This is a genomic window from Kineococcus indalonis, assembly GCF_009906395.1.
GTDB classification, from domain to species: domain Bacteria; phylum Actinomycetota; class Actinomycetes; order Actinomycetales; family Kineococcaceae; genus Kineococcus; species Kineococcus indalonis.
Genome location: NZ_JAAALM010000348.1, coordinates 1 through 4416, shown reverse-complemented (window position 1 = coordinate 4416; position 4416 = coordinate 1). Strand labels below are relative to the sequence as shown.

The 4416-nt window shown below is 76.3% G+C and carries 4 protein-coding genes; 1 reads left to right on the top strand and 3 read right to left on the bottom strand.

Annotated features, from left to right (window positions below):
* From GTR00_RS15365 to GTR00_RS15355, 3 genes are all read right to left on the bottom strand, one after another.
* On the bottom strand, nucleotides 1-784 hold a 784-nt coding region (locus GTR00_RS15365; protein WP_166612471.1), incomplete at its 3' end, for a fumarylacetoacetate hydrolase family protein.
* Nucleotides 785-809: 25 nt separating this feature from the next.
* Entirely contained in the window at nucleotides 810-1889 is a 1080-nt protein-coding gene (locus GTR00_RS15360) for a branched-chain amino acid aminotransferase (RefSeq protein ID WP_166612472.1), read from the bottom strand.
* Between the two features lie 106 nt (nucleotides 1890-1995).
* Nucleotides 1996-3051 carry a 3-isopropylmalate dehydrogenase gene (locus tag GTR00_RS15355; RefSeq protein WP_166612470.1) on the bottom strand — a complete coding sequence of 352 codons (1056 nt, stop codon included), beginning with the start codon at nucleotides 3049-3051 and terminating at the stop codon, nucleotides 1996-1998.
* 151 nt (nucleotides 3052-3202) lie between these two features.
* Between GTR00_RS15355 and GTR00_RS15350 the strand changes: the two genes are divergently transcribed.
* Complete coding sequence (locus GTR00_RS15350; RefSeq protein WP_166612469.1) at nucleotides 3203-4396, top strand: sensor histidine kinase; 1194 nt, start codon at nucleotides 3203-3205, stop codon at nucleotides 4394-4396.
* Nucleotides 4397-4416 lie beyond the last annotated feature (20 nt).

Genomic DNA, 4416 nt, shown 5'->3' with positions numbered 1-4416 from the left:
GGGTGGACAGGGTGCCGATGCCCTCGACCTCCACGTCGACGCGCTGCCCGGCGCGCACCGGGCCCACCCCGGCGGGCGTGCCGGTGAGGATCACGTCGCCCGGCAGCAGGGTCATGGCGCTGGAGACGTGGGCGACGATCGCGGCGACGTCGTGGACCATGAGCGAGGTGCGCCCGTCCTGCACGAGCTCGCCGGCGTCGTCGGGGCCGGAGGCCAGCCGGGTGGTGATCCGCACGTCCGCCGGGTCCAGCTCCGTCTCGATCCACGGGCCCAGCGGGGTGAACCCGTCGGCGCCCTTGGCGCGCCACCACTGCTTGTCCGGGCCCTGCAGGCTGCGGGCGGTGACGTCGTTGGCGACGGTGTAGCCGTAGACGACCTCGCCGACCCGCTCGCGCGGCACGTCCTTGCACAGCCGGCGGATCACGACCGCCAGCTCGCCCTCGTAGTGCAGCTCCTCGCCGGCCCACGCCGGGATGGGCAGCGGGTCGCCCGGGCCGGCCACGGAGGTGTTCGGCACGGTGAAGACCAGCGGCTCCTCGGGCACCTCGTTGCCCAGCTCGGCGGCGTGGGCGGCGTAGTTGCGCCCGATGCCCAGGACCTTGCTGCGCGGGATCACCGGCGCCAGCAGGCGGGCGTCGGCCAGCGGCACGCGCTCGCCCGTGGGGTTCAGCGGGGTGAACAGGGGGTCGCCCGAGACGACGAGGACCTCCTCCTCCCCCGGCGCGCCCTCGACCACGCCGTAGCGCGGGTCGGAACCGGCGGAGGAGAACCTGGCGATGCGCATGCCGCGAGCCTAGTGACCCGCCGGGTCAGAGGAGCCGGTGCATCCAGCCGTGCCGGTCCTCGGCGCGGCCGTGCTGCAGGTCCAGCAGCTGCTGCCGGATCGAGGCGGTGACCTCGCCGGTGGCGCCGGTGCCGTGCACGAGCTCGCCGTCGCGCGAGACCAGCCGGCCCACGGGGGTGACCACGGCCGCGGTGCCGCAGGCGAACACCTCGGTGATGCGCCCGGAGGCCACGCCCTCGCGCCACTCGTCCACGCTCACGCGGCGCTCGACGACCCGGTGGCCGGCGTCCTGCGCCAGCTGCAGGATCGAGGCGCGGGTGATGCCCTCCAGGATCGTGCCGGTCAGCTCGGGGGTGACGACCGTGCCGTCGTCGTGGACGAAGTACAGGTTCATCCCGCCGAGCTCCTCGACGTACCGGCGCTCGGCGGCGTCGAGGAAGCAGACCTGGTCGCAGCCGTTGTCGTGCGCCTCGTCCTGCGCGACGAGGCTGGCGGCGTAGTTGCCGCCGCACTTGGCCGAGCCGGTGCCGCCGAAGGCGGCGCGGGTGTAGTCCTGGGTGAGCCAGATGGAGACGGGCTCCACGCCGCCGCGGAAGTAGCTGCCGGCCGGGGAGGCGATGACGAGGAACTTCACCTCGTGCGCGGAGCGCACCCCGAGGAAGGCCTCGGTGGCCACCATGAAGGGGCGCAGGTACAGCGAGGACTCCCCGCCGGAGGGCACCCACGCCTCGTCGGTGCGCACCAGCTGGGTGACGGCCTCGAGGAACATCTGCTCGGGCACCTCCGGCAGCGCCAGCCGGCGCGCGGAGCGGGCCAGGCGGGCGGCGTTGGCCCCCGGGCGGAAGGACCACACGCTGCCGTCGGCGTGCCGGTAGGCCTTCAGCCCCTCGAAGACCTCCTGCGCGTAGTGCAGGACGGCGGCGGCCGGGTCCAGCTGCAGCGGGCCGTAGGGCACCACCGCGGCGTCGTGCCAGCCGGTGCCCCTGGTCCACGTGGCGGTGGCCATGTGGTCGGTGAAGTGCTTGCCGAAACCGGGGTCGGCGAGGACCTCCGCCCGCCGCTCGGCGCTCACCGGGGCGGCCGAGGCGTGAACGGGGAAGCTCATCGGGGTCTCGGTCGTGGTGGCGCTCACGCGGGGCTCCTCGTGCGGTGGGACGGTGCGGACGACGGTACCCCCGGCGCGGCGGCCGGGGACGGCGGGGAGGTGCGGCTCAGCCGGCGGCCAGCGCGGCCAGGGCGTCGCCGACGGCGGCGGTGCCGCGCGGGCCGGCGACCCCGCCCCCGGCGCGGCCGGCGAGGTCGGCGCCGACGGCGGCCTCGACGCGGGCGGCGGCCGCGCCCAGCCCGAGGTGCTCCAGCATCAGCGCGACGCTGAGGACGGCGGCGGTGGGGTCGGCCAGCTGCTGCCCGGCGATGTCGGGGGCCGAGCCGTGCACGGGCTCGAACATGCTGGGCGCGGTGCGGTCGGGGTTGACGTTGCCGGAGGCGGCCAGCCCGATGCCGCCGGTGACCGCGGCGGCGAGGTCGGTGAGGATGTCGCCGAAGAGGTTGTCGGTGACGACGACGTCGAAGCGCGCGGGGTCGGTGACCAGGAAGATCGTCGCGGCGTCGACGTGCAGGTAGTCGACGGCCACGTCGGGGAACCCCGCGCCCACGGCCTCCACGGTGCGCCGCCACAGGTGCCCGGCGTGCACGAGCACGTTGTGCTTGTGCACCAGCGTGAGCTTCCGGCGCGGGCGGGCGGCGGCGCGGGCGAAGGCGTCGCGCACGACGCGCTCGACGCCGAAGGCGGTGTTGACGCTGACCTCGGTGGCGATCTCGTGCGGGGTGCCCACGCGCAGGGCGCCGCCGTTGCCGACGTAGGGGCCCTCGGTGCCCTCGCGCACGACGACGAAGTCGACCTCGCCGGGGTCGGCCAGCGGGGTGGGCACCCCCGGGTACAGCTTCGAGGGGCGCAGGTTGACGTAGTGGTCCAGCGCGAAGCGCAGCTTGAGCAGCAGGCCGCGCTCGAGCACGCCGCTGGGCACGCTCGGGTCCCCGACGGCGCCGAGCAGGATCGCGTCGTGGCCGCGCAGCTCGGCGAGCACGGAGTCCGGCAGCGTCTCGCCGGTGCGGTGGTACAGGCGCGCCCCGAGGTCGTACTCGGTCGTCTCGGCCTTCGCGCCGGAGCCGTCGAGGACGGCCCCGAGGACCTTCAGCGCCTCGGCCGTCACCTCCCGCCCGATGCCGTCGCCGGGGATGACCGCGAGCCGCAGGGTGTCCGCCATGGCCGGGAGGGTACCGGAGGCACCGAACGACGCGTCCGGGATTCGGGATCGGCGTCTCACCCACCGGACGCGGGTGTCCACCCGCGGGGGGAGGCGGCGGGTGGTCCCGCGGGCTGACGACCGCCGGGGCGGGCCGCCCTACGCTCGTGCGGTGCCGCAGGAGAACGTGTTCGACCGCTTCGTCGCCTGGACGCGCGCGAACGTGCTGCTCATCGACGCCACCGCCGCCGTCGTCCTGGCCCTGGTGTGCGCGGCCGCGGCCACGGCCACCCTCACGGGCGTGGCCACCGACCCCGGCGCGGTGCTGGTGAGCGTGCTGCTGTGCCTGCCGCTGGCCCTGCGGCGGGTGCGGCCCGAGGTCAGCGGCGCCCTGGTGGCCGCCGCCGGCCTGCTGGAGCCCTTCGTGGTGGACACGCCGCCGCTGGCGAACGCCGCCGTGCTCGTGGCCCTGTACTCCCTGGCCGCCTACGCCGCGCCGTGGGCCTCGCGCGGCGGTCTCGCGCTCGGCCTGCTGGGCGCGGTGGTGGTCTCGGCGCGCTACGTGCTGCCGTACAGCGGCGCGTTCCGCGCCCTGCCCGTGACCCTCTTCGTCGCCGTGCTGGTGGTGGCCACCTGGCTGCTGGGCAGCCTGCGCCGCGCGTTCCGCCAGAACGAGGTGGCGCTGCGCGAGCGCGCCCGCCTGCTGGAGGTCGAGCGCGAGAACGAGTCGCGCCTGGCGGCCACCGCCGAGCGCCAGCGCATCGCCCGCGAGATGCACGACGTGGTGGCGCACTCCCTGTCGGTGATCATCGCGCAGGCGGACGGGGGCCGGTACGCCGCGGCCGCGGACCCGTCCGCCGCGGCGCAGGCGCTGGGCACGATCTCCGCCACCGGCCGGCAGGCGCTGGCCGACATGCGCGGGCTGCTGGGGGTGCTGCGCCAGGGACCGGGCGACGAGCGCGCCCCGCAGCCGGACGCGGCGCAGGTGGCCGACCTGGTCGCGCAGGTGCGCGCCAGCGGCCTGGACGTGCAGCTGGACGTGCTCGGCGAGCCGCGCGAGCTGCCGCGGGCCGTGGGCCTGGCCGCCTACCGCATCGTGCAGGAGTCCCTGACGAACGTCCTCAAGCACGCCGGCCCGGCCGCGCGCGCCCGGGTGGAGGTGCGCTGGGACCCCGACGCGCTGCGCCTGGGCGTGGACGACGACGGCCGCGGCGCCGCCGCGATGGTCGCCCCCTCCCCCGGCGGGCAGGGCCTGGTCGGCATGGCCGAGCGCGCCCGCCTGCACGGCGGGGCGGTCACCAGCGGGCCTCGGTCCGGCGGCGGTTTCCGGGTGCGTGCCACCCTGCCGTACGCCTCGCCGTCCTGACCGGCACCACCGCCCCACCC

What these genes read in the sequence shown, in the direction of transcription:
- GTR00_RS15360 (WP_166612472.1), bottom strand. Translation starts at nt 1,889, where the DNA reads ATGAGCTTCCCCGTTCACGCCTCGGCCGCCCCGGTGAGCGCCGAGCGG.
- GTR00_RS15355 (WP_166612470.1), bottom strand. Translation starts at nt 3,051, where the DNA reads ATGGCGGACACCCTGCGGCTCGCGGTCATCCCCGGCGACGGCATCGGG.